Annotated in this window: 14 protein-coding genes and 2 pseudogenes; 12 read left to right on the top strand and 4 right to left on the bottom strand. The window is 69.8% G+C overall.

All coding sequences use genetic code 11. From position 1 onward, the window contains the following. Positions 1–54: 54 nt before the first annotated feature. Positions 55–2322: a glycosyl hydrolase family 95 catalytic domain-containing protein gene (locus ACWDR4_RS29815; protein ID WP_450413195.1), complete on the bottom strand. Its 2268-nt coding sequence runs from the start codon at positions 2320–2322 to the stop codon at positions 55–57. A gap of 236 nt (positions 2323–2558) precedes the next feature. On the opposite strand from ACWDR4_RS29815, the gene ACWDR4_RS29810 reads away from it, so the two are divergent. From ACWDR4_RS29810 to ACWDR4_RS29790, 5 genes are all read left to right on the top strand, one after another. Further along, positions 2559–3593 carry a LacI family DNA-binding transcriptional regulator gene (locus tag ACWDR4_RS29810; RefSeq protein ID WP_450413194.1) on the top strand — a complete coding sequence of 345 codons (1035 nt, stop codon included), beginning with the start codon at positions 2559–2561 and terminating at the stop codon, positions 3591–3593. A 268-nt stretch (positions 3594–3861) separates the two neighbouring features. Further along, complete coding sequence (locus ACWDR4_RS29805) at positions 3862–5145, top strand: ABC transporter substrate-binding protein (RefSeq protein ID WP_450413193.1); 1284 nt, start codon at positions 3862–3864, stop codon at positions 5143–5145. A gap of 14 nt (positions 5146–5159) precedes the next feature. After that, positions 5160–6092, top strand: coding sequence for a carbohydrate ABC transporter permease (locus ACWDR4_RS29800; RefSeq protein ID WP_450413192.1), 933 nt, complete (start codon positions 5160–5162; stop codon positions 6090–6092). Next, positions 6089–6907 carry a carbohydrate ABC transporter permease gene (locus ACWDR4_RS29795; RefSeq protein ID WP_450413191.1) on the top strand — a complete coding sequence of 273 codons (819 nt, stop codon included), beginning with the start codon at positions 6089–6091 and terminating at the stop codon, positions 6905–6907. The genes ACWDR4_RS29800 and ACWDR4_RS29795 overlap by 4 nt, the downstream gene beginning before the upstream one ends. A gap of 228 nt (positions 6908–7135) precedes the next feature. Beyond that, entirely contained in the window at positions 7136–9451 is a 2316-nt protein-coding gene (locus ACWDR4_RS29790) for a beta-xylosidase/alpha-l-arabinosidase (protein WP_450413190.1), read from the top strand. Between the two features lie 526 nt (positions 9452–9977). Here the strand turns inward: ACWDR4_RS29790 and ACWDR4_RS29785 are convergent. Then, positions 9978–12173: an RICIN domain-containing protein gene (locus ACWDR4_RS29785; RefSeq protein ID WP_450413189.1), complete on the bottom strand. Its 2196-nt coding sequence runs from the start codon at positions 12171–12173 to the stop codon at positions 9978–9980. 1207 nt (positions 12174–13380) lie between these two features. On the opposite strand from ACWDR4_RS29785, the gene ACWDR4_RS29780 reads away from it, so the two are divergent. After that, on the top strand, positions 13381–13569 hold the full coding sequence (locus tag ACWDR4_RS29780) for a hypothetical protein (RefSeq protein WP_450413188.1): 189 nt from the start codon (positions 13381–13383) through the stop codon (positions 13567–13569). A 64-nt stretch (positions 13570–13633) separates the two neighbouring features. On the opposite strand, the gene ACWDR4_RS29775 is transcribed toward ACWDR4_RS29780, so the two are convergent. Continuing rightward, positions 13634–14506 carry an alpha/beta fold hydrolase gene (locus tag ACWDR4_RS29775; protein WP_450413187.1) on the bottom strand — a complete coding sequence of 291 codons (873 nt, stop codon included), beginning with the start codon at positions 14504–14506 and terminating at the stop codon, positions 13634–13636. A gap of 377 nt (positions 14507–14883) precedes the next feature. On the opposite strand from ACWDR4_RS29775, the gene ACWDR4_RS29770 reads away from it, so the two are divergent. From ACWDR4_RS29770 to ccrA, 5 genes and pseudogenes are all read left to right on the top strand, one after another. Beyond that, positions 14884–15315: a tautomerase family protein gene (locus tag ACWDR4_RS29770; RefSeq protein ID WP_450413186.1), complete on the top strand. Its 432-nt coding sequence runs from the start codon at positions 14884–14886 to the stop codon at positions 15313–15315. Next, positions 15308–16318: a zinc-dependent alcohol dehydrogenase gene (locus tag ACWDR4_RS29765; protein ID WP_450413185.1), complete on the top strand. Its 1011-nt coding sequence runs from the start codon at positions 15308–15310 to the stop codon at positions 16316–16318. Before ACWDR4_RS29770 ends, ACWDR4_RS29765 begins: the two co-directional genes overlap by 8 nt. Positions 16319–16825: 507 nt before the next feature. Next, a pseudogene (locus ACWDR4_RS29760) lies at positions 16826–17370 on the top strand (endo alpha-1,4 polygalactosaminidase); the annotation flags it as partial. 51 nt (positions 17371–17421) lie between these two features. Next, a complete protein-coding gene (locus tag ACWDR4_RS29755) occupies positions 17422–18123 on the top strand; it encodes an NADPH-dependent F420 reductase (protein ID WP_450413245.1) in 702 nt (233 codons plus the stop codon). Positions 18124–18313: 190 nt separating this feature from the next. Continuing rightward, the gene (ccrA, locus tag ACWDR4_RS29750) at positions 18314–19645 is read left to right on the top strand and encodes a crotonyl-CoA carboxylase/reductase (RefSeq protein ID WP_450413184.1); all 1332 of its coding nucleotides are present in this window, start codon (positions 18314–18316) and stop codon (positions 19643–19645) included. Between the two features lie 141 nt (positions 19646–19786). On the opposite strand, the gene ACWDR4_RS29745 is transcribed toward ccrA, so the two are convergent. Then, positions 19787–22525, bottom strand: coding sequence for an AAA family ATPase (locus ACWDR4_RS29745; protein ID WP_450413183.1), 2739 nt, complete (start codon positions 22523–22525; stop codon positions 19787–19789). Positions 22526–23304: 779 nt separating this feature from the next. On the opposite strand from ACWDR4_RS29745, the pseudogene ACWDR4_RS29740 reads away from it, so the two are divergent. Beyond that, positions 23305–24327 (top strand): annotated as a pseudogene (locus ACWDR4_RS29740) (beta-ketoacyl [acyl carrier protein] synthase domain-containing protein); the annotation flags it as partial. Positions 24328–24457 lie beyond the last annotated feature (130 nt).

Raw genomic sequence — 24457 nt, 5'->3', positions numbered from 1 at the left:
CGCGAACACCTGGTGTCGGCGGCGCCGTCGGCACCAGGTGTTCGCGTCGAGGCATCAGACAAGCCGGACGGTCACCGTGGTGGAGGTGTGCGGCCGCAGGTGCACGGTCTGTCGTCGCTCCGCGCCGGCACGGCACACGAGGGTGACGTCCCGTTCCAGCGCAGACGTGAGGACCACGCGGGCGAAGCCCTCGGTCACGTCCCAGGTCAGCTCGTCGACCCCCACCCCGGCACGCGTGGCGATGCCGCGCAGGCTGCCGGACCGCCACTCCGGGGGCCGGGCGGGCAGGAGTTCCACGATCCCGGGCCGGGAGTCGAGAAGCATCTCCACGACCACGGCCGGCAGACAGTGGGCGGCGTCCGCGTTGTAGATCTCCAGATCGGGGTTGTGCGAGGTCATCAGCGAACGGAAGACCATGTTGCGGCCCACGATCTTGAGGACGTTCTCCTTCGCCGTCTCGCTGTCCTTCAGGCGTGCGGCGACCAGGGCGCGGTGCAGGCTGCCGTGCGCGGACATGTTCTCGTCACCTCGCCGCAGCAGGGCTTCGCGGGCGGCGGCGGCCAGGTCGGGGGTGTCGTCCGGGGTGATGTCGTGCAGCGGCCACACCGGGTGGAGATGGCTGATGTGCCGGTGGTCGTCGGCGGTCTCCAGTCCCGGCCACGCCCACTCGGCGAGCGCCCCCTGGTCGTCCACACGGTAGGGCGGCAGCCGCTCCGCCAGCGCGCGCCAGCGGCCGACCGCGGCCTGCTCGATGTCGAGACGGGTACAGACGTCGGCGGCGGTGGTGAGGGCGTGGCGGGCCGCGGCCAGGTCCATGGTGGCGTTCACCCCGGACATGCCCCGCCCGTTGCGAGGGCCGACCTCGGGGGAGTAGGAGGGGACCAGGACGACGTGTCCGTCGCTGTCCTCGCGGACGAGGAAGTCCTCGAAGAAGACGGCGGCCTCGACGAGCCAGGGGGCGAGGGTACGGGCGAGGAAGTCGTCGTCGCCGGTCGCCTGCCAGTACTCGTACAGCGGGTACAACAGCCAGTCCGCGCCCGCCAGCCACATCGTCCAGGGCCAGTCGTCGTCGAGGTGGAAGAGCAGCCCGTGTTCGCCGTCGGTCCGGCTCGGGGCGAGGATGCCGCGGGTGCCGTAGATCGTGCGGGCGTTGGTGCGCCAGTCGTCGATCTGCCCGCCGATCAGTGCGGCGTACGGCGCGATGAGTTCGGGCATGCCGGTGAGGACCGCCCCGGCCATCTGGAGGTTGATGTTGGCGTCGGTGGTGTAGTCGCCGGACCAGGCGGCGCCCCATTCCCCCAGCCACAGCCCGGTCAGCCGGGGCGGAAGCACCCCGCTGGAACTGAGCAGCAGGTAGCGGCCGGAGTGGAACAGCGCCTCGGTCAGCGCGCCGTCCAGCGTCTTGGTGTCGGCACGGGCGGTCAGCTCGCCCACGGGGAGGCCGCGGTCGCTGTCGGGCACACCCAGGTCGAGTTCGGCGCGGCCGTAGAGTTCGCCGTGGACGGGCGCATGCCGGGAGAGCAACTCGTCGTATTCGGGGGGCAGTTCGGCCAGGACCGCGCGGAGCGCGTCGATGCGGGGGAGAGGCGCCGACCGGTCCATCCGGGTCAGCAGAACGACACGCGTCGCTCCTTCGACACGGACCGTGTCCCCTTCCGCCGCGACCCGGCCGCCCGTGACGACGGCCCGGGTCACACCGGTGAATCCCGCCGCGCCGGGACCGGGCGGATACTCGCCCACGACGGCGAGTGACGCCTCGCCGTCCCCGGTGACCTCGGCGGACGTCGTGAAAGTGACCTCGGCGGGGCGGCCCGACAGCTCTCCGGACAGCCGTATGGCCAGGTCGAGCCGCGGACCGGTGATCTCGACGACCGCGACGGCGTCGGTGCGCGACACGAACGCACGCCGTACCCACTCCCGTTCCCCGTCGGACCAGGTGACCCGCACCTCGCCGGTGGCGAAGTCGGTGACCCGGCGGTAGTGCTCGACAGGGCCGTCCCCGGCCGTCGTGTCCACATGAAGCATGTGCCCCGGGTGGAAGGCCTGGGTCCAGGCCATCCCCCTGCCGTCGGAGAACTCACGCTGTGCCCGCTCCCGTTCCCCGGCGAGGGCCAGGTCGCGAACCTGTTCAAGACGGTCGGCGACGGCCGGCGGCCACATCCCGAGGGACTCGTTGGGGAGCACGTAACGGTGGTGGTTGTGAACGATCCGCTCCCGGTGGGGATGCCCGAACACCATGATTCCGTACTCGCCGTTGCCGGAGAGGAAGGCGTCCTCCCAGCGGTCGGCGGGTTGTGTGTCGTGGATGCTGTGCACCGGCATTCCCGGCCTCCCGGAAGTAACGTGCCTGAGCGGCTCGAACAGGCTGCGGGGAGCGTACAAGAGGTGGCCGCTCGGAGCGCGAAAGACTTTCGTGACCCCTGAGTTCTCGCGTTTCCGCAGGTGTCCGGGGGGTTCGACGCTCTGACCCGGCCTGCCGTGATCGAACCGGCGTGTACGTTCACTCAGCACATACTCAGCGCAGGTCGACGGAGACCGAAGGGGAGGTCCACGCCGCTGTGACGGGCCCAGCCAGGTCGCGCCGGAACGCCCAGTACGGGCTTCTCGCCTCGATAGCCGACGAGGTCGGTGTCTCGCCCGCCACTGTGTCGAAGGTCGTTCACAGGCGACGCGACGTGTCGGAGGCGACACGGGCCCGCATCGAGGCGCTGCTGACCGAACGCGGCTATGTCCGCACCTGGGAGACCGAGGCCCGGCGGCCACGGCAGATCCTGGCGGTGTTCCGGGACCTGGCCGGCCCGTACACCCTGGAAGTGGTCCGCGGCATCGTGGAGTCGGCGGCCGGGATCGGTCTCCACACGACCGTCGGGACGACGGGCCGGCGCTCGATCGCCCAGTGGCTGGAGGAGTGCCCGAGACTGGACGCTCTCGGGGTCGTCATCGTCATCTCCACTCTCGCCGAGCGGGAGGAACGCCGGATCCTGGACCAGCGGCTGCCCGTGGTGCTGGTCGATCCCCTGAACGCGCCGGCCGGGGACATCCCGAGCATCGGGGTGACCAACTGGCACGGCGCGACGACCGCCGTCCAGCACCTGATCGACCTCGGACACCGCCGGATCGGCATGCTGGCCGGACGGTCCCACTCGCTGGCCGGGTCCGCGCGCCTGCACGGCTACCGGGCCGCCCTGGCGGAGGCCGGGATCGCCTACGACCCCACGCTCGTGCGGTCGACGGACTTCGACTACGGCGAGGCCCTGCGTGCCGCGCGCAGTGTGCTGGCGCGGGACGAGAGGCCGACCGCACTCTTCGCCGCGAGCGACGTCCAGGCGCTCGGCGCCCTGGAGGCCGCCCGCCAGCTGGCCATCTCCGTGCCGCGCAAGCTGTCGGTGATGTCGTTCGACGACACCCTCGTGGCCGCCATGGCCTCGCCGCCGCTGAGCGCCGTACGACAGCCGTTCAGGGAGCTGGGCCAGGAGGCCACGCGGGTCCTGCTGAACCTTGCCGAGGGCCGGCCTCCCGCCACGACGCGCAGGGAGCTCGCGACGGAACTGGTCGTGCGCATGTCCACGGCGCCGCACGAAACCGGGAAATAGGGACGAACCTGAGCCGGTTCCGCAAGCCCTCGGACTACGAAAGTCTTTCGGAAGTGATTTCGCTCCGATATTGCCGCGGCCGAATTGCGCCGCTTAACGTGACCGACGCCAGCTCAACCGCAGGAGCAACGGAACCGCAACACTTGCGCAACAGCACCTGACGGTCATGGCCATCGCCTCAGATCCCTCAGTGCGGGCAGGCCCGGGACGGCCTGCTGGGTGCAGCGCACCCGCGAAGGGATCCTGCCGACTCGAAAGGTGTTCAACGATGAACAGTGTGTCCCGGAGATGGTTCCTCACCGCTACGGCGGCGACCACGCTGAGCGTCACCGTGGCCGGCTGTGGTTCGTCCGGCAGCTCCACGTCCTCGCCCACGGGCAACGTGGACTTCTGGACGCTGCAGGACCCGACCAACTCCGTCCAGAAGGCGGCGGTGGACACCTTCAGCTCCGCCGGCAAGGGCAAGGTCAGCATGACCGTGATCGCCACCGACGGGTACAAGGACAAGCTGCGGACCGCGATGGGCTCGGCGAAGATGCCCGGGCTGTTCTTCAACTGGGGCGGCGGCAGCCTGAACGACTACGTCAAGGCCGGGAAGCTGGTCACCCTGGACACGGCCCTGGAGTCGCACTTCCTGCCCTCCGCCCTGGCCGCGGGCAAGGTCGACGGCAAGCTGGTCGGCATCCCCTGCCGCGGCACCCAGCCGGTGTTCCTCTTCTACAACAAGAAGGTCTTCGCCGACGCCGGGGTCGAGCCGCCGAAGACCTACGCCGAGCTGCAGAACCTGGTCAAGGTCTTCAAGGGCAAGGGGATCACGCCCTTCGCGCTCGCCGGCAACGCCAGCTCCTCGTGGACCGAACTGATGTGGGTCGAGTACCTCGTCGACCGCCTCGCGGGGCCGGAGCTGTTCGACAAGATCCAGGGCGGCGACTGGACGCAGTGGAAGGACCCCGCCATCCTCAAGACCGCGGAGATGATCAAGGAGCTGGTGGACAGCGGCGCCTTCGGCAACAAGTTCGGATCGGTCGCCTACGGCCCCGGCGGTACCACCACCCTGCTGAACAAGGGCAAGGCGGCGATGGTGCTGATGGGCTCATGGGAGTACGCGACCCAGCAGAGCGAGGACCCCGACTTCGCCAAGAACGGCCTGGGATACGTGGCCTTCCCCTCCGTGGAGGGGGGCAAGGGCGACGCCGCCAACGTGGTCGGCAACCCCACGAACTACCTCTCGGTGACCACCTCCGCCGCCAAGCAGACCGCGACGGACTTCCTGAAGACCACCTACAGCGACAGCTACGTGCAGGGACTGGTCGAGAAGGGTGAGGTGCCGGTCACCTCCAACGCCGCGCAATATCTCACCAAGGCGGCCGACCCGGCGTACGCCAAGTTCCAGTACGACCTGGTGCAGAAGGCCCCCGCCTTCACCCAGTCCTGGGACCAGGCGCTCGGCCTCACTCTCGGCACGCCGCTGCTGACCGAGATCCAGAAGCTGTTCAATGGCCAGAGCTCGCCCGAGCAGTTCGTCAGCGCGGTTCTGGCGATCAAGAAGTAGGAAGGCGCGTCCACGTGGTCTCCGCAACGACTTCGCGGCCCGTGCACCAGCAACGGGTTCGTGACCGGGCCGCTCCGCCCACCCTGGAGCGGCCCGGCGTGGCCTGGGCGGTTCCCGGGCTGCTGTTCTTCCTCGTCTTCGCCGTCGCGCCGATGGTGGGCGTGCTCTACCTCTCCTTCACGCAGTGGGACGGCCTGAACGCACCGCAGTTCACCGGTGCGGAGAACTGGTCGCGGTTCTTCGGCGACAGCCAGGTCTGGCAGTCCACCCTGGTCACGGGGGTCCTGCTGATCGGGAACATCGTGGTACAGGCGCCGGTCAGCATCCTGCTGGGCGTCTGGGCGGCCGGTCACCAGCGCAACCGGGCGATCCTGTCGGCGGTGTTCTTCCTGCCGCTGCTGCTGTCCACGGCGGCCACGGCCATCATGTGGCGCCAACTGCTGGACCCGAACTTCGGTCTGCCGGCCAAGTTCGAATGGCTCTTCGGAACCAATCCGATGGGCACCCAGCAGGGCGCGATCGCCTGCCTGGTCCTCGTGACCACCTGGCAGTTCGTCCCCTTCCACAGCCTGCTCTACCAGGGCGCCGCCCGGGCCGTCCCGCACACGCTCTACCAGGCCGCCGCGATCGACGGCGCGGGACGGGTCCGGCAGTTCGTCCACATCACACTGCCGCAGCTGCGCAACACGATGATCACTTCGACCATCTTCATGGTCGTCGGCGGCCTCACGGCCTTCGACATCGTCCTGCTGCTGACCAACGGCGGCCCCGGCACCGACACGGCGATCCTGCCGTTCTCCATGTACCAGACGGCCTTCCGGACCTACGACTACGGCTACGCGAGCGCCATCGCCAGCTTCCTGCTGCTGCTCGCCACCGCCGCCTCGGTCCTCCTCACGAAGCTCAGTGGGTACGACAAGATGACGAGCACGATGGAGGGGCTGTGAGGACGCGCCCGAACTACCTCGCCGGCGCCGCCGCCTTCGTCTGGCTGGTGATCATCGGCGTCCCGCTGTACGCGCTGGTGAACACTGCGGTGCAGCCGCAGACGACGTACACCGACAAGGGCCCCGTCTCGATCCCCGACACCGTGACCCTGGAGAACTTCCGCACGGTTCTGGACAGCGGCTTCCTGCAGTACATCTGGAACACCGTCGTCGTCGCGGTGGGCACGGTCGCCATCGTCCTGGCGCTCGCGATCCCGATCAGCTACGCCGTGGTGCGTGGACGGGGCTGGATGACCAGGGGTACGTTCCGCCTGTTCCTGCTGGGCCTGGCGATCCCCTCGCAGGCGGTGATCATCCCGCTCTTCCTGATCATCAACAATCTCGGCTTCTACGACACCCTGTGGGGCATCATCCTGCCCACCGCCGCGTTCGCGCTGCCGGTGAGCGTGCTGGTCCTCAGCGGCGGCATGCGGGACATCTCCAACGAGCTGTACGAGGCCATGGCACTGGACGGCGCGAGCCCGGCACGGACCCTGCTGACGCTGGTCGTCCCGATGTCGAGGTCGGCCATCGCGACCACGTGCGTCTTCACGGCCCTGCAGGCGTGGAACGGCTTCCTGTTCCCACTGATCATGACCCAGTCGAGCGACAAGAAGCTGGTGACGCTGGGGCTGTACAACTTCGTCTCCGAGTACGGGGCGAACGTGCCGGCCCTGCTGGCCGCGGTGCTGCTGTCCGCGGTCCCCATCCTCGTCGTCTACCTCTTCGCCCGCCGGGCTCTCGTCGCGGGCCTGATGGGAGCCGGCGGCAAGTGACGGGACCGCGTCCCGCCGGGTCCGCCGGGCGGGACGCCACCTGAACCGGGGCCCGGGCGCCGACAGGCGCCGATCGACACCTCCCCATGACGCTGTCCGGCGCGTCCGCCTCCCCATGACCGCCGGACCGGCGTCCGGGCTCCTTCTGTACCGGCCGGCGGTGCTTCCTCGACCCCTTTAGGCCCCCCTGCGCGGCTCTCGCGCGCCCCCACAGAAACGGATGAGACCTTGACGATCAGCGACGAGCGCCCGACGACCGGGCTGTGGAACGATCCTGCCCTGCCGGCGTCCGTTCGCGCGCGGGCCCTTCTCGACGCCATGACCGAGACCGAGAAGATCGCGCAGCTCGGCAGTACCTGGCCCGGACACGACGATTCCGGGGACGTGGCCCCGATGCAGGACACCTTCCGCGGCGCCGAGAGCTTCGAAGAGGCGATCGTCGACGGTCTCGGGCATCTGACCCGGGTGTTCGGAACGGCGCCGGTGGACCCCGAAGAGGGCCGCAAGCACCTGGCGGAGTTCCAGGAGCGGGTGACGGCGGCGAACCGGTTCGGCATTCCGGCCATCGCCCACGAGGAGTGCCTGACCGGATTCACCGCCTGGCAGGCCACGGTCTACCCCACGCCGCTCGCCTGGGCGGCCACTTTCGACCCGGGCCTCGTCCACCGCATGGCGGCGGCCATCGGCTCGGACATGGCGGCCGTAGGGATCCACCAGGGACTGTCCCCCGTCGTGGACGTCGTACGCGACTACCGCTGGGGCCGGGTCGAGGAGACCCTCGGCGAGGACCCCTACCTCGTGTCGGAACTCGGCCTGGCCTATGTGCAGGGGCTGCAGTCGGCCGGAGTCGTCGCCACGCTGAAGCACTTCGCCGGCTACTCCGCCTCCCGGGCCGCCCGCAACCACGCCCCCGCCGCCGTCGGCCCCCGCGAACTCGCCGACCTGATCCTCGTCCCGTTCGAGAAGGCCGTGGTCAAGGGCCGTGTCGGCTCGGTCATGAACGCCTACAACGACATCGACGGCGTGCCCTGCGGCGCCAGCGAGGAGCTCCTGACCCGGCTGCTGCGCGAGAGCTGGGGCTTCGAGGGCACGGTCGTGTCCGACTACTGGGCGATCGCGTTCCTCGCCTCCCTGCACAACGTGGCGGCCGACATCCCGGACGCGGCACGTGTCGCACTCCGGGCCGGGATCGACGTCGAACTGCCCCACACCACCGCATACGGGGATGCGCTCCTCGACAACGGTGTCCCCGTAGAGCTTGTCGACCGCGCCGTGCTGCGGGTCCTGACCCAGAAGGCCGAACTCGGCCTGCTCGACCCCGACTGGAGTCCCGGGCAGTACACCGCCCCCGCGGACTTCGACTCGCCCCGCAACCGCTCCGTCGCCCGCGCGCTGGCCGAGGAGTCCGTCGTCCTGCTCGACAACCCCTCGGACCTGCTGCCGCTCGCCGGTGCGCGTTCCGTCGCCGTCATAGGCCCCGCGGCCGACGACTCCCAGTGCCTGTTCGGCTGCTACTCGTTCCCCAACCACGTACTGCTCCACCACCCCGACATCCCCCTGGGTATCGAGGCGCCCACGGTGCTCGACGCGTTGCGGCACGAGTTCCCCGGCGTCGAGGTGCACCACGAGACCGGCTGCCAGGTCACCGGGGACGACCGCAGCGGCATCGCGGCAGCGGTGGCCGCGGCCACCGCGGCCGACGTGACTGTCCTCGTCGTCGGCGACCGCTCCGGCATGTTCGGACACGGAACCTCCGGCGAGGGGTGCGACGTCGGCGTACTCACACTCCCGGGAGTCCAGGACGAACTGGTGGAGGCCGTCCTCGCCGCGGCGAGGCGAGCCGTCCTCGTCGTGGTCTCGGGCCGCCCGTACGCGATCGGGCGCCACGCCTCGACGGCGGGCGCCACCGTCCAGGCGTTCTTCCCCGGCGAGGAAGGCGCGGCGGCGATCGCCGGCGTCCTCTCCGGCCGGATCAACCCCTCCGGGCGCCTGCCCGTCCAGATCCCCGGCGACGAGGCGGGCCAGCCGGGCACGTACCTGGCGCCACCGCTCGCTCTCAAGAGCGACGGCGTGAGCAACATCGACCCCACGCCCGCGTTCCCGTTCGGGCACGGTCTGTCGTACACGACCTTCGAGATCGAGGAGGTGTCCGTCGACGCGGCCGCCGTGCCCGTCGACGCGACGATCACGCTACGGGCCAGGGTCTCCAACACCGGTGAACGCCCCGGCACTTGTGTGCCCCAGCTCTACCTCACCGACCCGGTCGCCTCGGTCACCCGCCCCGTCCGCCAGCTCATCGCGTTCGCCCGCGTCGACCTGGACGCCGGTGCGACCCGTGTCGTCGAGTTCCAGGTCCACACGGACATGGCCGCCTTCAGCGGGACGGACCTTCGCCGACGCGTCGAGCCCGGTGACCTCACGCTCACCGTCGCCCGGTCGGCGGGCGACCCCGGCTTCCCCGTCCAGGTGACCCTGCAGGGAGACGAGCGCATCGTCGACCACACCCGCACCATGACCACACCCGTCACGGTCCTGCCGGGCTGACCTCGGGAACACCGCGGGCCAGGAGGCTCCCTGCGACAGCAGCGGGGAGCCTCCTGGCCCTCTTTCGTCCCCAGCGACCCGCAGCGGACTACGGGGACATACCTGAGGCCATCCAGCCGGTGCCGCCAAGGAGCCCGGCGAGGGCGGGCGGGAACACGACCTCGACGACGCGCTCGGTGTTGGTCCGAATCGCGCCTCAGTCAGACATGTGCACGGACTGCTGGCTGAAGCGGCACCAGTCGGCCGACGCGATCCGCCCGGACGCCTCCCGGACAGGCCTGAGCGCGTCGGGCCCCACGGGTCTGGCTGGACGGCTGGTTGTCGTCACCGGTGCTCGGAGCGGTGGAGAAGGGCGGATGCGCCGTGGATCGTGGCTTCGACGTGTTCCGGATGGACATCGCCGCCACCCCGGACCGTGAGGAGCCTGGGCGGGGAGCCGGCCGCGAGCGGGCGGCGTACACCACCCCGTCCGGGCATGGCAGAGCGGGGTGCGGCCGCGTCTCGCGGCCACACCCCGCTGGATCGGCTAGCCGCGGCTCCATTTCTGCGTGGCGTTGCCGAGGGCGGTCCACAGCTGGACCTTCGACCCGTTGGCCGTGCCCCAGCTGGTCACGTCGATCGCCAGACCGTTGGAGCGGTTGATGACGGATCCGTCGAGGCGGAACCACCACTTCTGGCTGTTCGAGCCGTTGCAGGTCCAGAGGATGACCTTGGTGCCCGCGGTGGTGCCGTTGCCGTCCGCGCCGAGGCACTTGCCGGAGACGCGGAGCTCGCCCGCCGTGGTCTGCGTGATGGTCTGGTTCGCGTTACCGGAGCAGTCGTAGATCTGCACCTGCACACCTGTCTGGCCGTTCGGCACGTCGAGGCAGCGGTTGGAGTTGGCGCCCTTCAGGGTGAAGGTCGAGTCCGTCGGCAGGGGGTCCTGGACGAGCTGCCACTCCTGCGAGTCGTCCGCCGAGGCACCGCCGGACGTGCTGATCGATGCCTGGAGGTCGACGGCGCCGTTCTGGCTCGCGCCGGTCATGAACAGGCTCGTGTTACGGACGGACCGGATCTTGTAGTAGCCGTCGGTCGAGGGTACGAGGGTCCACTGCTTGTCGGTGGCGCCGTCGTCGACCCACTGCGCGAGCTTCTGCCCGGTTGTCGCGCTGCCGGTCCAGATGGCGGCCGAGCGGCCACCGGCCTTGTTGAGCAGGCTGACGTTGTCGCCCTTGTCCGTCAGGTGCCAGCGCTGGGTGTCGTCCGTCGCGTTGCGGTCCCGCAGGACGAGGTCGGGGGCGTCTCCCGTGAGGTTGGCGTCCTGGGTCTTGCCGGCGTCGGGGCTGAGGGCCTGACCGGTCGCGCGGTTGACGAGCGTGCTGTAGGAACCCTCGGACCGGCCGAGGTCGACCTCGCCGTAGCGAATGGGGCCGTATCCCGTGCCGAAGTCGGCCTGGAGGATGACGACTCGTCCCGTGCCCTCGACGTACTGGAGATTGCGGCTGTAACCGTTGGTGACCGGCGTCTGGTATTCCTTCCAGGTGCCGTCGCTCTTGCCGGACTCGTTCATCCAGATGCTGCTGCTGCCGTTGGCGTTGTAGATGATCCGTCCGTCCGGCAGCGTGACGAGCACCGGGCTGCCGCCCGTCGACATCGCGCGCCCCCCGGAGGGCACCGGCAGGTCGGTGACCGGCAGGTCCGGCACGCTGTTCGGGTAGAACTTCAGCGGGTCGTCCGCGATCCGGTATCTCACGTTCGTGCCGCCGCCCCAGTACTCGTAGGTGAGCAGCCACTTGCCGTCGGTGGTCTCGGCGATAGTGGTCATGCCCGGGCGGCCTCTGCCGATCAGCGTCTTTCCGTTGAGGTTCTCGGTCGTGCCAGGGACATCGACGATCGGCTGGCTGCTCCAGGACGTGCTGCTGCTGCCGTTCCAGGTCTTGTGCACGAGGATCTGGTTGTACGAGTCCGTGGCCGTGTCGTCGTCCGGGTCGCGGTTCGGTACTCCGGTGGTGGCGTCGAAGCCGAGGTAGTCGTGCTCGTCGGAGTAGTAGGCGACGAGCTGGCCGTTCCGGGCGACCAGGTACGGCTCCCAGACCGGGTCGGACTGCCCGTAGGTGTTGGCGTTCGAGACGCGGCTGCCCGCCCATCCACCGGCGGCGATGATGTTCTTGAAGCTCCAGGTCGCGCCGTCGTCGGTGCTGGAGTACAAGGCGATCGCCACGTCCTTGCGGTCGCCGTCACCGTCCGGTGTCCAGTTGGGGTCGGCGGCCTTGTGCTCCTTGTAGTAAGGGTCGTCGCCCGAGACGACGCTGGCCAGGAGCAGTGTGCCGGCACTCAGAGACCCGACGTCCTGCGGGAGCACGTAGAGGTACGGGTTCGTCCAGTTGCTCGTGTACTTCGCGTACTGGGAGTCGCTGGACAGGTAGGCGGGGGCCTGGAGATCGGTCAGCTTCTGCCATGTGGTGCCGTCGTCGTCGCTCTTGTAGACGGGCAGCGTCTGTCCCACGGGGTCGCCCTTGCTGTTCTCGAACGACGCCACGATGCGGCCGCTCGGAAGCTGGGCCGACTTCGGGTAGAGAACGCAGGGCTTCTTGTTGCACGCGGCGCTGTCCTGCGACACGTACAAGTTCGTCTGGCTCGGCTGATACGCCGACGCACTCCCCGCGGAGGCGACGGCGAATGCCGCGCCGAGACCGAAGGCTGCCGCTGTCGCGACCGCCTTCCGTACCAAAGCCTTGATCATGGTGATTCCTCTGAGCGTATGGTCAGCGGCCATTGGAGCCGGGCAGGGCGGTTCTGGGGCCGAATGGAGAATTCTTGCGGCCCGCTCTCCGCCTGCACCGTGTGGAGATGCCTGGGTGAGATCCGGCATGTGGCGCCGGCTGTCGGTCGCGCGGACCCGACTGTGATTCAGCCCAAGGCGGTCCTGCGCGAGGCGTGGTGCGCGTGATGGGTCACATCGGATCGCGGTGCGTGGAGAACGAAAGTCGTACGCCTGGGCGGTGGTTGCCGCCAGAACGCCCTCGCCCGGCCGGCACCCTCGGACTGGTGACGTGTTTCGCCAAGGTGTCCATGCTCATTCCTCGCTTTGGTTCGGCCGCGGGGCCGCGGTCGACGGGTGCCCGTGGATCGGCGTTCGCTGGGCGGGACACGAATCGCGAAACGCCATGCGACGGGGTGTGAGGTCGGCGGGTGGTCATGGATGCGAATTGCAGCCAATGAGGCGGGAGCCGGATGATGAAATTATTAGGACGGAGCGCTGTTATGTCACCGGTGTGTTTCCGAAAGGGTTTCGTACGGCGCTCGTCATCGAGTGTTGACAGGGAGGCGACCGCGGCGGTCAGGGCATCGGATGTTTCGCTGTTCACGGGCGCATGTGCGGCGGCGCCGGGACCTCCGACGGCAGTTGACGGGCTGCCTGATCATGGCGCTGTCGCCCGGGGCTGTTCGAAGCCGGGCGCGCCCCGGCAGGCCATGTTCCGGCGGGCCGGCTCGCGGGACCATACGGCGGGTACGCGGCTGGATGTGGAGTGGTGGCGGGGGCGGTACGGCGAGCTGGAGCGGGCCGTCGAGTCGGCCCGTGTGCCGGGTCACCGGGCGAGGAACCGGTCGCAGAGTACGACAGACGCCGGCTTCGTTGCGAAGACCGGTACGTGGCGATCGAAGAGATCCGGGGCCTGGTCAACGGGGCCGGGCGACCGGGAGGTCGAGCTCGACCGCCCCCTGATCGTCGTGGTGACGAGCCGCACGATGGTCGCCGACCGCGCGGAGATCCCCAGTTACAGCCAGGTTCTGCGTCTGGAGACGTTCACGGAACGGGAGATCCACCGGTGGCTCACCATCTGGAACAGGAGGAACCTCGGCTACCTGGAGCAGCGCGGTCTGCGCCCGTTGACCGTGGACGTGGTCAAGCCCACCCCGATCTCGCGGCCCAGCCGTTGCTGCTGCTCATGCTCGCGCTGTACGACGCGGTCGACTGCGAACTCCACCCCCTCTCGGTGATCGGCCTCGGCATGTTCCACCGTGGAGCCCAGGCCGTCAGCACCAAGGAGGCGGACCGGGACCTGACGGCTGTGGGGAACACGGCGGCACACCGGGGGAGAGGCGACGCCGGGACGCTCTTCGGACGGTCCGAGTAAGAAGTCGTCTCGGTTGGATTGACGGAGCTGTGGTTCCTGCCCCGTCCTCCGGTCCTGCTGCGCGTCAGCGTTTGGTGGTGTGGTCCAGGATCGCGGCGGCGAGCGGCGCGTGCACCTCACGTGGGAGTGCGTGTCCCATGCCGGGGATGTCGACGATGCGTGCGTCCTGGATCGCCTGGGCGAGGTGGTGGGGATGCGGCGGCGGGAAGACCGGTTCGGCGGGAGCGGAGATGACGAGGGTGGGCACCGTGGTCCGGGCGAGCTGCTCGGTGCGGTCCAGGTCGGAGGCGTCGGCGCGGGCATGCGCGGTGCCGGTGGTGTAGTGCCCGGTGTGCGCGATGACCTTCCGCTCCAGGTCGCGGGCGTACTCGGCGTCGAAGGGGAGCTGGTCGCCGCCCAGTACCCGCCAGTGCTCGACCCGCCGTTCCACCTCTGCGTCCAGGCCGAGGTCCGCCACGGGGCGGGACCACATCTCCAGCAGGCGGGGCGCGATACCCGGGAGTTCCTCGGGCGGGGTCCGGGTCTCGTCCTGCTGGACGTACGGGGCGGTGCTGAGCGCGCTCGTGCCGATCAGGGTCGCGCTGAGCAACCGGTCGGGATGGTCGGCGATGAGGAGTTGCGTGAGCATGCCGCCCATTGACATGCCGACGATGTGGGCGCGGTGGACGTCGAGGGCGTCCAGCACGGTGAGGGCGTCTCCCGCGAGTTCGCTGAGGGGATAGGGCCGCTGGTCGAAGGCCCAGGTGGAGCGCCCGGTGTCGCGGTGGTCGTAGCGGATCACGCGATGGCGGGAGGTGAGCAGGTCCACCAGTTCGTCCGGCCAGCCCAGGCCGGACGCCTGCGCACCCATGACCAGCAGCAGCGGAGACGCGTCGGCGCCACCACGCTCTTCCGCCCAGAGGCGTATGCCGGGTGCGGCGTCGACGAAGTGTTCCATGGTGACCCTCCTGCACGAGACTCAATCAAGACGAGACGTATCGTATCGGATGTGAGGCGGCTCCTCTCAATGCGCGAAACCAGGAGCGCGCCCGTAGGTCAGGGGCGCGCGTCACGAGTTCTTGGACGACGACCGTCGTTGTCGAGTCGCGGACCTGGTTCGCCCGCACAGCGGCGCCCTGTCGGGGGCTTTTCGGTGGAGCCGGCTCCCGAATGCCCATGGCCCTCAGGCCGCACCGGTCGCGATCCGCTCGCGCGCCTGTCGGCCGGTCCTCGGCACACACACCCCGCTGGTTATAGCGACCGTCATAGTCTAACGTGACCCTCGTCTATGACGACTGTTATAACGAGATGCCGTCGACCCGCACAGGAGTTGCCATGCCGATGATCAGGCTGACCGTCCCGGCCGATGCGCTGACCGCGGAGGGGCGCAAGACCGTCCAGCGCGAACTGGCTGCCGTCCTGCTGCGCTGGGAGGGGGCGCCCGACACCGCGTTCTTCCGCGCCCAGGCGTGGAGTTACCTCGTCGAACTGCCCGAAGGGGCGCAGACCGGCGCGGAGGACGACGCGCCGCGGTTCCTGGTGGACGTCACGGTGCCCGAGGGCGCGCTGTCCGAGCGGCGCAAGGCCGGGCTGGTCGAGGACGTCACCAAGGCCGTACTCGAAGCCGCCGGGCTGTCCGGGGCCGAGGCGCTGCGTGTGTGGGTGCTGGTCCACGAACAGCCGGACGGCACCTGGGGCGCGGGCGGCTCCGTCATCCGCTACGCCGACCTCGTGGCCCTGGCGAAGGGGCAGCGGGCCGATGCGTGAACTGACGTACGTCGCACGGCACACCGTCGAGTGGCGCGAGGCACCCGACCCCACGCTCCGGTCCGACCAGGAGGCGATCGTCGCCCCGGTGGCCGCCACCTCCTGTGACGTCGACTCCGCGATCCTGGCCGGGCACGGCTTCATCGCCCCGCCCTTCGCCCTCGGCCACGAGTGCGTGGCACGCGTCGTCGACATCGGCGCCGCCGTGACGGCCGTGGCCCCCGGCGATCTGGTCGTCGTGCCCTGGTCCGTCAACTGCGGCACCTGCGACCACTGCCGCGCCGGACTGACCGCGCACTGCACCTCCGTACCGCACATGGCCATGTACGGCGCGCCGATCGGCGGCAACTGGGGCGGGCTCTTCTCCGACCTGGTCCGCGTCCCCTGGGCGGACGCCATGCTGGTGCCCCTGCCCACCGGCCTCGACCCGGTCGCCATGGCGTCGGCGAGCGACAACTGGTCCCTCTCCTGGCGCCTGGTCGCCCCCCACCTGAAGAACAGGCCCGGAGCCCGGGTCCTGGTCGTCGCCCGCGGCAGCATCGGCCTGTACGTGTGCGACATCGCCCGCGCGCTCGGCGCCTCCGACGTGCTGTACGTCGATCCCGACCCAGGGCACCGCCGGATCGCCGAGGGCTACGGCGCCCGCACCGCCGAGACGATCGAGCCAGTCCACCGCGGCTTCGACCTCGCGGTGGAGGCCACCGGCCGCGTCGACCAGCTCGCCCTCGCCGTCAAGTCCCTCGCCCCGGAAGGCTTCTGCGAATCCGCGGGCAACCACTTCCGGCCCGGCGAACTGCCCCTGCTCGACATGTACCTCACCGGAGTCACCCTGCGCATCGCACGCGACAACGTACGCGACCACATCCCCGACGCCCTGGAGCTCGCCTCCTCGGGAAAGGTCGCACCCGAGCGGGTCGTCTCCCACGTCCTCGACTGGGAACAACTCCCCGACGCGCTACCCGAGAAGCACCTCAAGCCTGTGTTCGTACGCGACGCAACCTAGCCGCGACACGCACCGCAAGGACCCCCGAAAACCCGATGAACCCGTCCCTGAACCACCCCTCCACGACGAGCCCCGTCGCCCAACAGCCGGGAACGGACGGGCCGAAGTACGAACGGGCGGCCGTCGCCGCGCTGGGGCACGAGCTGCGTGCCCTGGTCGATGCCGCCGTCCGTACCGTGGCCTCGCCGGACACCCTGCACCGGGTCGCGGACGGGGTCCGCAGTCTTACCGGGCAGCTGACCGGGCGGCGTCGCGCCCGCGCGGAGATCCCGGCGGTCGACGAGTTCCCGGGCGGGGTGCGGATGTACAGCCCCGTCACCGGCCTCGGCAGCCCGCTCGCACCGCCCCTGCGCGTCACGGCGTCCGACGGCGGTGTGACGGGGACCTGCGTGCTCGGCATCGCCCACGAAGGGCCGCCCGGCTACGGACACGGCGGCATGAGCGCCATGCTCCTGGACGAGCTGATGGGGTGGGCCTGCGCCGCCGCGGGGACGCCGGGGATGACCCATCTGTTACGTCAACGTCGGTGCGTGGGAGGACTTCCGGTCCGACCAGGCCGACTTCCCCCGGGGGTGCTCGGCGAGGAGAACGGCTGGGCGGGCGAACGCTGGCTGGACATCAGGCGGCTCGACGTCCTGCCCCTGATGGAACGCCGTTTCGACATGTGCCGCGACAAGGGCTTCGACGCGGTGGAGCCGGACCTGGTGGAGGGCTACAGCAACGACACCGGCTTCCCGCTCACCGCCGCCGACCAGCTCCGCTACAACCGCGTGATCGCGGACATCGCCCACGAGCGCGGACTGTCCGTGGGCCTGAAGAGCGACCTGCCGCAGATCCCCCAGCTCCTGGCCGACTTCGACTTCGCGGTCAACGAGGAGTGCGCCCAGTACGACGAGTGCGCGCGCCTGTCGCCCTTCATCGCGGCCGGCAAGGCGGTGTTCCACGTCGAGTACGCCGTACCGACGGGCCGTTTCTGCGCCGAGTCACGGCGGCTCGAACTGTCCTCGATGCAGAAGCGACTGGAACTCGGGGTGTGGCGCAAGCCGTGCTGAAACGGGAACTTCGAAAAGATCGCCGGAACGGGAATGTTCCGCACTCGGGCTGTGGTTGGCGTCGGAGAGCTGTCACAGCAGCACCCACCGAGAAGCGGAGCATTTAAAGTGAAGATCGGCTTACTGGGAACCGGCAATGTCGCCAAGGTCGTTGGCTTGAAGTTGGTCTCCCTCGGGCACGAGGTGACCCTGGGGTCGCGCGACCCCGAGAACTCCCCGGCCGTGAAGTGGGCCGAGGAGAACGGCGCCAAGGTCGACGGTCTGCGGGAGACCGCCGCGGGCGCCGATCTGGTGGTGAACACCGCACCAGGTCTCTCCTCCCTCGACGTCCTCACCGCGGCCGGCGCCGACAGTCTCCGCGGCAAGGTGGTCGTGGACGTCTCCAACGCCACCGAGACCAGGGACGGCGGCCTCGCGGTCGTCACACCCAACGGCGGCAGCATCGCCGAGCAGCTTCAGTCGGCCTTTCCCGAGGCCCGGATCGTGAAGTCGCTGAACACCATGGCCGGTCAGGTCATGGTCGATCCCGGTCGTATCCCGGGCCACCACACCGTCTTCCTCAGCGGTGACGACCCGACGGCCAAGGCCGAGGTCGCCGACCTGCTGAAGTCGTTCGGCTGGTCCGAAGCCCAGATCCTCGACATCGGCGACGTGACCAGCGCGCGTGCCACCGAGGCCGCGCTCCTGCTGTTCGTCCGCCTTTACACCACGTTCCAGTCCCCCGAGTTCAATCTCTCGGTGGCGAAAGCCTGAGCCAGCGGGCCGGCCGACCCTTCCAGCGGTCGGCCGGCCCGCCGTGCCCAATTCCCTAGGGGATCGAAAAGGTCCCTAGGGGATCGAAAAGTAGGGGGTCGGGCAGCCCGACTAAGGGTTGGGGCCGCCCAATTCACGGCCGTAACGTTCTCCGGACGGAGGTGTCGTCGCCAACGGAGAGGCAATTGCCATGGACGCTCTGGCCGAAGCGGTGATCTCGGGCGCCCCGCCGAGTGAACTGGAGAATGTCGCGGTGCCCGGCCTGTACACCGCCGCGCATTTGCGCAAGGACCAGGTGGAGATCTTCCGCGGCGTCGCCGACAAGGACGTACGGAAGTCGCTGAACGTCGGTCAGGTGCGAATGCCCCGGCTGGCTCCCGACGAGGTCCTGATCGCCACGATGGCCGGCTCCGTCAGTCACGACACCGTCTCCGCGGCGACGTTCGAACCGCGGCCGACATTCGATCTCCTGGGACGCCTCGGCGAACAGGGCGGATTCGACCGGCGGCACGACCAGGACTTCCACGCGATCGGTTCGGACGCCGCCGGTGTGATCGTCCGGGTGGGTTCCTCGGTCCGCCGCTGGAAGGTGGGGGACCACGTGGTGGTGGCCGGGGCATGGGTCGACTCCCAGGAGCCGGGCACCCACATGGACGGCATGCTCAGCACCGAACAGCGGACCTGGGGCCTGGAGACCAACTACGGCGGTCTCGGCCACTACTCGGTGGCACGCGCCGACCAGATCCTGCCCAAGCCGCCGCACCTGACGTGGGAGGAGGCGGCCTCCGGCACGCTGTGCGCGACGACCGCGTACCGGATGCTGGTCGGAGAGCACGGCGCCCGGGTCAAGCAGGGCGACATCGTGCTGATCTGGGGCGCCGCCGGCGGGCTCGGCTCCTTCGCGGTACAGCTCGTACGGAACGCCGGCGGTATCGCGGTCGGGGTGGTCTCCAGCGAGGAGAAGGCGCGCCGGCTGGCCGAGCTGGGCTGCGACGTGGTGATCAACCGGTCCGAGCTGGGACTGGACGAGCCGGGGCGGGACACCGCGGAGCTGGGCCGGCGGCTGGGCAAGGTGATCAGGCGCGAGGTCGGCGAGGACCCGCACATCGCGGTCGACACCACCGGCCGGGCGACCTTCGGGATCTCCGTCTTCGTGGTCAGGCGTGGCGGTGTCGTGGTCACCTGCGGCTCCGGTTCCGGGGACTGGCACCACTTCGACAACCGCTATCTGTGGATGAACCTGAAACGTGTCATCGGCAGCAACGTCGCCAACTACCAGGAGGCATGGGACTGCAACCGGCTCTTCACCCTGGGCCGGCTCTCGCCCGTGCTGTCCCGGACCTTCCCGCTGGCCGACGTGGGTGAGGCCGCCCGCCTCGTGCAGACCAACCAGCACGTGGGGAAGGTCGGTGTGCTGTGCCTGGCGGCGGAGGAGGGACTGGGCGTCACCGATCCCGGACTGCGCGCGCGGATCGGCGAGCGGAAACTCACCCCCTTCCGGTCCGGGGCCCTGGCGGGCTGAGGGACCGGCCGGACGCCGGGCCGGGTGGACGCGAGACCGGGTGGGTGGCGGGTCCGGAGCCGGACCCGCCACCCACCCGGTGCGGTCAACGCCGCCGACCACCGTCCACGATCACGCGGTGTCCTGTCACGCGATGCCCCGTCACGCGGTGCCCTGGAGTTTCGTGTTCAGCCGGATCTGCAGATCGACCCGGCCGTCCACCTGGAGCTTGCGGTACACCCGGGTCAGATGCTGCTCGACCGTGCTGACCGTGATGTAGAGGCGGCCGGCTATCTCCCGGTTGGTGTGCCCGCGAGCGGCCAGTTCGGCCACCCGCAGCTCCGCGTCGCTGAGCACCGTCTGCATGTCGTCCTCGGCGACCGCGGGCGCCCCCGTGCCGGAGTGCGGAGCGGCGAACTCCGGCAGCAGCGTCTGCCGTACGTGCGCCTCGGCACCGCACTGTGCCGCCGTACGCCAGATCCGGCGGGCGGTGAAACGCGCCTGGTGGGAGTCGCCCAGCTCCACGTACACCCGGTTGAGTTCCATCAGCGTGGCCAGCAGTTCCACCGGGAGCCGGTTGCTGTCGAGCAGGTCGTCGGACTTGCGCAGCAGCACCACCGCCTGACGCGGTTTCATGGTCCCCGCGCGCAGCCGCAGCAGGGGCCCCTGGACACGGGGGTGGTGGGCATCGGGCCGCTCGGCCTGCTCGTCCAGTACCCGCGCGGCCCGCTCCCTGCGGCCGAGCCGCAGCAGTGCCTCGGCCACCCCCAGCCGCCAGGGCACGATCCCGGCGATGTCCATGTCCCAGCTCTTCATCAGCCGTCCGCAGGCCAGGAAGTCCCGCAGTGCCGGCAGATAGCGCCCCATCGCCAGGTGGTGGTGGCCACGCGCCTCGAGGAAGTGCAGGTAGTACCGGGTCTTCGAGGCTCCCCCGGGGCGCGGGAACGCCAGCCACTCCGCCGCCGTACGGTGATGGCCCGCCGCGGTGGCGGCGGAGATCAGGCTCGACAGCGGCATCTCGATCTGGGGACCCCACGCCCTCGGCCCCATGAGCCGCAGCCCCTCCCGGGCCAGCCGGACCGCCGCCGGCAGGTCGCCGCGCCGCCGGGCCACCTCGGACAGGATCCCCGCCCGCACGGCCTGCCAGGTGCGGAAACCCTCGGCCTCGGCGCTCTGGTAGATCCGGGTGGTCCAGTACTCGGCACGGTCGAGTTCATGGACGTAGAGCAGTGCGCACAGCGCGTTGGAGTGCGGGCCGCGCCAGTAGTCCGGCGAGTGGTCGTTGCGCAGGACGCCCTCGGCGACCCGGGCGGTGTCCTCGTGGTTCCCGGCCTGCATGAAGTCCCACATCACCGAGTCGACCAGCGGTCCGGCGCACGGGTCCTCGCAGGTCGGACGGGGATCCGTCGGCCGTTCCGGCAGGAGTACGACGGACTCCGGATGGGTGCTGCGCAGCGACTGGTCGGTGCTGAGCAGGGCCTCGCCGACCTCGGGGGTGTGCGGGCGTGCGCGGATTTTGGTCAGTATTCCGGCGGCCTCCTCCTCCCGCCCGTGCCACATCAGGGCGCGGGCCAGCATGATGGCCTCCAGGTCGGGGAGGTGCCCCTGCTCGAAGGCGTTGAGCAGCCCGGCGAAGTGGGACATGGCCCGGGCCGGGTTCATCCGCCACTCGACCCGGACCTTGGCCGCGGTGATCAGCGCGCGTTCCTCGCCGTCGGGGCAGTCCCGCAGCGCCAGATCCAGGCACTGGAGGGCGAGGTCGGCCTGCTGGGAGTCCAGCGCGTCCTCCGCCGCCTGGCGCAGCAGCGAGATGTGCCAGTGGCGGACGGGCCGGTCGGCGGCGATCAGATGCTCGGCGACCCGTAGCGGGGTCTCGCCCTCGCTGTGCAGCAACTCGGCGGCGCGGTAGCGCAGTTCGGACGCGTTCTCGAAGCCCGGGTCGTTGAGGACGACCGAGCGGGCCGCCGGGTGGCGCAGTGATCCGTCGGGGCCGAGCAGACCGGCCTGCGAGAGTGCGGCGCTGAACCTCTTGACCTGGCGGCGGGGCCTGGACACCAGCTTGGAGATCAGTTCGGGGGTGGCGCGATCGCCGAGCAGGGCGATGCCCCGGGCGACATCGAGGCCGGGCTGTCCGCTGTGGTGCAGACAGGCGAGCACCGCCGTGGCGGAGGTGTCGCCGGGGCGCAGGGACTCCCCGCCGGCCGAAGGGTCCATCAGGTGCTCTTCCAGCAGGGCCCGGACCACCAGCGGGTTGCCGCCGGTGGCCGCGTGGGCGGCCGGTGCGAGCCGGTGCGCGGTCGCGTCGTCGAGCCGCTCGGAGAGGATGCCGGTGACCCCGTCCACCGACAGCAGGGGGAGCTGGATCTGGCGGTGGTGCGGTTCGCGGAACAGCTCCGCGTGGAAGAGCGGAATCGTCTGCTGCGAGTACTCGCTGGTGACCAGCACCAGCATCACGGGTGCGACCCGGGCGTGGCGGACGAGATAGAGCAGCCCGCGCAGGGATTCGGCGTCGGTGAGATGGACGTCGTCGGCGATCAGCAGGAGCGGGGTCTGGGCCGCGGAGCGCAGCAGGTCGTGGCAGATGGCCAGCATGAGTTGTGAGGACATGGCGTGGGCGGACCCGTCCTCGGCCAGCCGGTGGCGCAGTTCGGCCGCTGACGAACAGGCTTCCAGGAGCTGGCCGAAGATTCCCGGACCGGCCCCCACGCCGGCCGGTGAGGCGTGGGTCAGGACGACCCGGACACCCTGGTCGGTGGCCCGGGCGGCGAGTTGGTGGGCGAGTTCGGTCTTGCCCGACCCGACCGGACCGGTCACGGAGACGACTCGCCCGGCGCCACCCAGGGCCTCGTTGAGTAAGCTTTCCAGGAGAAGAATTTCTTCCGCCCGTTCAACGAATGTCACATTATTCCCCTTCGCGCGGCCTCTGACCCCGCTGCGCGTTATGGTGCCTGAGCTTCCTCGTTCTAAGGTCATTTATTCCCCCGTCGCCAAGGTGGCTGGTGCGGCCGGTGGCCGCTGACCGATTCTAACTCGGCGGCTGGTTAAGCTAACGCAAAGAACCTGCCTGAGTGCGAAAGCAAAGAACTGAAAGCGCATGTAAAGGAAGTGGGCATTCCGGTACTGCTACGGTCAGTGATAAGCGACCGTCCAGGGTTGCCCAGAGTGGTCTGGTCCAGTTATGACGGGTCAAAATAGCTCTGTGGACCCCCTATCGGTCAACCCCTATTGGCCCTCGCCACCGGCGACGATCCGGCGTGTCGCGCACTGCGCCCGCTGCACCGACCGTGCTATGACCCGGCGGGCGCCGTGATCCATGGGCCACCCCTATGCCGTAATAGCCGCGCAACGCGGGGATAGGGGCACAGAACTAAGGGTTGGCCTGCGGTCGGCCCGCAAGTAGCGTTTCACCGTCCGAATTCGGCGCGTGAACACGGAGGTCCGCCGACTGCGCCCTTTGTTTCGTCCGGAGGAACACGAAAAGAAGTTCATTGCCGTATGCCGCCGATACCGAAGGACGGGAAAACGGTACGGAGGAAGCGGCGAACATAACGCGTCGGAAACCGGTGTGTAACTTCCCGTCCGCTCTCTCCGGGATACGGGCGGCGCGCCCTTCGCCATGCGGGCGCCGGAGCCCCGGCAAGCCGGGCGGAAGCCCCGATGAAGCTCCGCGGGACGGCGGGATGTCCGACAGAGCCCGAGGAATGTCCGAGGATGCCCGACAGGAAGGCGAAGTCACTCCCATGACCGACGAACCCCGTTCCGACAGCGGCCCGCAGGCGCGACCGGTCCCGGCGGAGCCCATCGCCGTCGTCGGTCTGGCCTGCCGGCTGCCCGGCGCAGCGGACCCGGCCGCGTTCTGGGAGCTGCTGCGCGGCGGCACCGAGGCCATCACCGACGTACCGCCGGGCCGGCCCGGGTTCACCCCCCGGCCCGAGGGCGCCCGGCCGTTGCGGGCCGGATTCGTCGACGGCGTGGAACGGTTCGACCCGGAGTTCTTCGGCATCTCCCCGCGTGAGGCCGCCGACATGGACCCCCAGCAGCGGCTCGCCCTCGAACTCGCCTGGGAGGCCCTGGAGGACGCCGGTATCGTCCCCGGCACCCGCAGGGACACCCGCACCGGTGTCTACCTGGGCGCGATCTGGGACGACTACGCCAAACTCGCCCACGAGCACGGGCCCGACGCCGTCAACGGCCGCTCCCTCACCGGGCTGAGCCGTGGTGTCATCGCCAATCGCGTCTCCTACGTCCTCGGCCTCCAGGGCCCCAGCGTCGTCGTCGACACCGCCCAGTCCTCCTCGCTCGTCGCCATCCACCTGGCCTGCGAGAGCCTGCGCAGCGGCGAGACCGACCTGGCGCTGGCGGGCGGGGTCAGCCTCAATCTCCTCCCCGAGGGCTTCACCGTCGCCGAGCGATTCGGTGCCCTCTCGCCGACCGGCCGGGCCGCTGTGTTCGACGCCCGCGCCGACGGCTACGTACGCGGCGAGGGCGGCGGTGTCGTCGTGCTCAAAACCCTCCGTCAAGCCCTCGCCGACGCCGACACCGTGCACTGTCTGATCCGAGGGGGCGCCGTCAACAACGACGGCGGCGGTGACACCCTCACCGCACCCCGGACGAGCGGGCAGCGCGACGTCCTGCAACGGGCCTATGAAAACGCGGGAGTGGACCCCGCGCAGGTACGTTTCGTGGAACTGCACGGAACAGGAACACCCGTCGGCGATCCCATAGAGGCGTCCGCGCTGGGCGCGGTCATCGGCCGCGCCCAGCTCGGAGACCGTGAAGTAGGCGATGCCCTCGATGGCGGCGGCAGGCCGGGCCGGTAGATCGGCCGTGACC

The sequence above is a fragment of the Streptomyces sp. NPDC000878 genome, assembly GCF_053599695.1.
This window is presented reverse-complemented; position numbering and strand designations above follow the sequence as displayed.

What these genes read in the sequence shown, in the direction of transcription:
- ccrA (WP_450413184.1), top strand. Translation starts at nt 18,314, where the DNA reads ATGGACGCTCTGGCCGAAGCGGTGATCTCGGGCGCCCCGCCGAGTGAA.
- ACWDR4_RS29785 (WP_450413189.1), bottom strand. Translation starts at nt 12,173, where the DNA reads ATGATCAAGGCTTTGGTACGGAAGGCGGTCGCGACAGCGGCAGCCTTC.
- ACWDR4_RS29780 (WP_450413188.1), top strand. Translation starts at nt 13,381, where the DNA reads ATGCTCGCGCTGTACGACGCGGTCGACTGCGAACTCCACCCCCTCTCG.
- ACWDR4_RS29765 (WP_450413185.1), top strand. Translation starts at nt 15,308, where the DNA reads ATGCGTGAACTGACGTACGTCGCACGGCACACCGTCGAGTGGCGCGAG.
- ACWDR4_RS29770 (WP_450413186.1), top strand. Translation starts at nt 14,884, where the DNA reads ATGCCGATGATCAGGCTGACCGTCCCGGCCGATGCGCTGACCGCGGAG.
- ACWDR4_RS29815 (WP_450413195.1), bottom strand. Translation starts at nt 2,322, where the DNA reads ATGCCGGTGCACAGCATCCACGACACACAACCCGCCGACCGCTGGGAG.
- ACWDR4_RS29805 (WP_450413193.1), top strand. Translation starts at nt 3,862, where the DNA reads ATGAACAGTGTGTCCCGGAGATGGTTCCTCACCGCTACGGCGGCGACC.
- ACWDR4_RS29775 (WP_450413187.1), bottom strand. Translation starts at nt 14,506, where the DNA reads ATGGAACACTTCGTCGACGCCGCACCCGGCATACGCCTCTGGGCGGAA.